At 61.0% G+C, this 2,191-nt stretch carries 1 protein-coding gene and 1 pseudogene; both read left to right on the top strand.

Translation table 11 applies throughout. From position 1 onward, the window contains the following. Positions 1-360, top strand: a pseudogene (locus DFO46_RS00010) (methyl-accepting chemotaxis protein); the annotation flags it as partial. 158 nt (positions 361-518) lie between these two features. Beyond that, positions 519-2,191: methyl-accepting chemotaxis protein (locus DFO46_RS00005; RefSeq protein ID WP_147412719.1), on the top strand; the 1,673-nt coding region annotated here is incomplete at its 3' end.

The following is a 2,191-nucleotide window of genomic DNA, read 5'->3' as shown; positions in this document are numbered from 1 at the left end:
CGCGAGCAGGACATCGGCTCGAGCCAGATCAACGAGGCGATCCAGCAGCTCGACAAGGTCACCCAGCAGAATGCCGGCGCCTCGGAAGAGATGTCAGCCACCTCGGAAGAACTCGCCGCTCAGGCCGAGGAACTGCAGGCCTCCATCGCCTTCTTCAAGGTGGACACCTCGGGCAAACACGGCAATGCCAACCCGGTCAAGCAGTTGAAGGCGGTCGCAGCCAAGATGGCAAGCCAGGCACCGGCACATCGCCCTGTAGCCAAGGCAAGCGCCGGGACCTCCAAGAGCCAGGGCTTTGCCCTCGACATGAGCATGGGCGGCCCAGACAGCGACGACGCCGATTTCCGGCAGAGTGCGTGAGGTTTGAACTCGGACAGAGCCGCCCTCTGCGGCTCTGTCCAGCCTGAGACACTTATTTGAAATCACGGTATCGCGCGACAGATCGCAAGGTACCAGCCCATCCAGATCTGAAGTCAAAGCCCTGGCCCGTGGCAGTCCCAACTTAGAAAGCTACCTTCATGCGTTTTACAATTAAGTCGAAATTGGCTTGCTCGTACGGGCTTCTGGTCGTCCTAATGGGCGCATGCGCGGGTTTCGGGATGAGCGGCGTCAGCAGCGTGGCATCAATGCAGGATGCCCTTGTCACCGGCGCGGTACATCAGTCCACCGTCGCGGCGCAGCTCGCAGGCGCGTTTGATGGACTCGGACTTGCAGAAGGGGATCTCCTTCTGGCGACGTCTAAGGAACGCGTCGACGCCGCTCTGGCGACGATTGCGACCGAGCGTAAGGAATTTGAAGCGGCAATGGCCGAGGGGCAAAAATCGGCGCCGGAAGAATATCGTCAGAAATGGCAGGAGATCAGTGATTTCTGGAGTGATTATATTGAGATCAACGATCGCATCCAGGGACTTGTAAGCGCCGGCCGTTTGCCGGAAGCCATTGACGTCAACCAGACTGCAGGCGGCAAGGCATCAGATAAACTTGATGAATTGACGGAATCCCTCGCCGCCATGACTCGCCAATCGATCGAGACAGGCGACGAGGAAGCCGATGCCGCATTCCGGTCAACCTTTGCAACCCTCGCAGTTGTCTCGGTGGTTGGCGTATTGGTGGCATTGGGCGCCGCCTTCTGGATTGCGATAACGATAAGCCGTGGACTACGGACCATCAAGATCGTCGCAGAGGCCGTCGCAATTGGCGACCTCGACCAGCAGGTCGAGGTCCGGACCAATGACGAGATCAAAGATCTGGTCGGTACGATGGAAGTCATGACCGGCAACCTGCGCCAGACAGCAAACATCGCTGGTCAGATTTCAGCAGGCGATCTGACGCTGACACCCGTTCCCCTGTCCGAGAAGGATACACTGGGCAAATCTATGCTGAGCATGGTGATCAACCTGCGAAGCACTGCGCAGATTGCTGATCAGATTGCCAATGGCGATCTGACTGTTACGCCGAAGCCACTTTCCGACAGGGACACCCTGGGTCTCTCTCTGGAAAGCATGGTCGAGCGGCTGCGAGCTGTTGTCAGCGATGCGCTCGCAGCATCCGAGAACGTCTCCGCCGGCAGCCAGCAGCTGTCCTCGGGTTCCGAACAGCTCTCCCAGGGCGCGACGGAACAGGCGTCCTCGGCCGAGGAGGCTTCGGCGTCGATGGAGCAGATGGCGGCCAACATCAAGCAGAACGCCGACAATGCCGCCCAGACCGAGAAGATCGCCCGCCAGTCGGCAACCGACGCCGAGGAAAGCGGCAAGGCCGTCGACAAGGCCGTGACCGCCATGCGCACGATCGCCGAGAAGATCTCGATCGTCCAGGAAATCGCCCGCCAGACCGACCTGCTGGCACTCAATGCAGCCGTCGAAGCGGCCCGTGCCGGTGAACACGGTCGTGGCTTTGCCGTCGTCGCCTCGGAAGTGCGCAAGCTCGCCGAGCGCAGCCAGGCGGCGGCGGCCGAAATCTCCGGTCTGTCGAGCGAAACCGTCTCGGTCGCCACCCAGGCCGGCGAGATGCTGACCCGCCTGGTGCCCGATATCCGCAAGACCGCCGAACTGGTCTCGGAAATCTCGGCCGCCTGCCGCGAGCAGGACATCGGCTCGAGCCAGATCAACGAGGCGATCCAGCAGCTCGACAAGGTCACCCAGCAGAATGCCGGCGCCTCGGAAGAGATGTCCGCCACCTCGGAAGAACTCGC

The sequence above is a fragment of the Rhizobium sp. AG855 genome (genome assembly GCF_003610655.1).
Taxonomy (GTDB): domain Bacteria; phylum Pseudomonadota; class Alphaproteobacteria; order Rhizobiales; family Rhizobiaceae; genus Allorhizobium; species Allorhizobium wuzhouense.
Note: the sequence above shows the minus strand (reverse complement) of the source record. Positions and strands in the feature narration are given on the sequence as shown.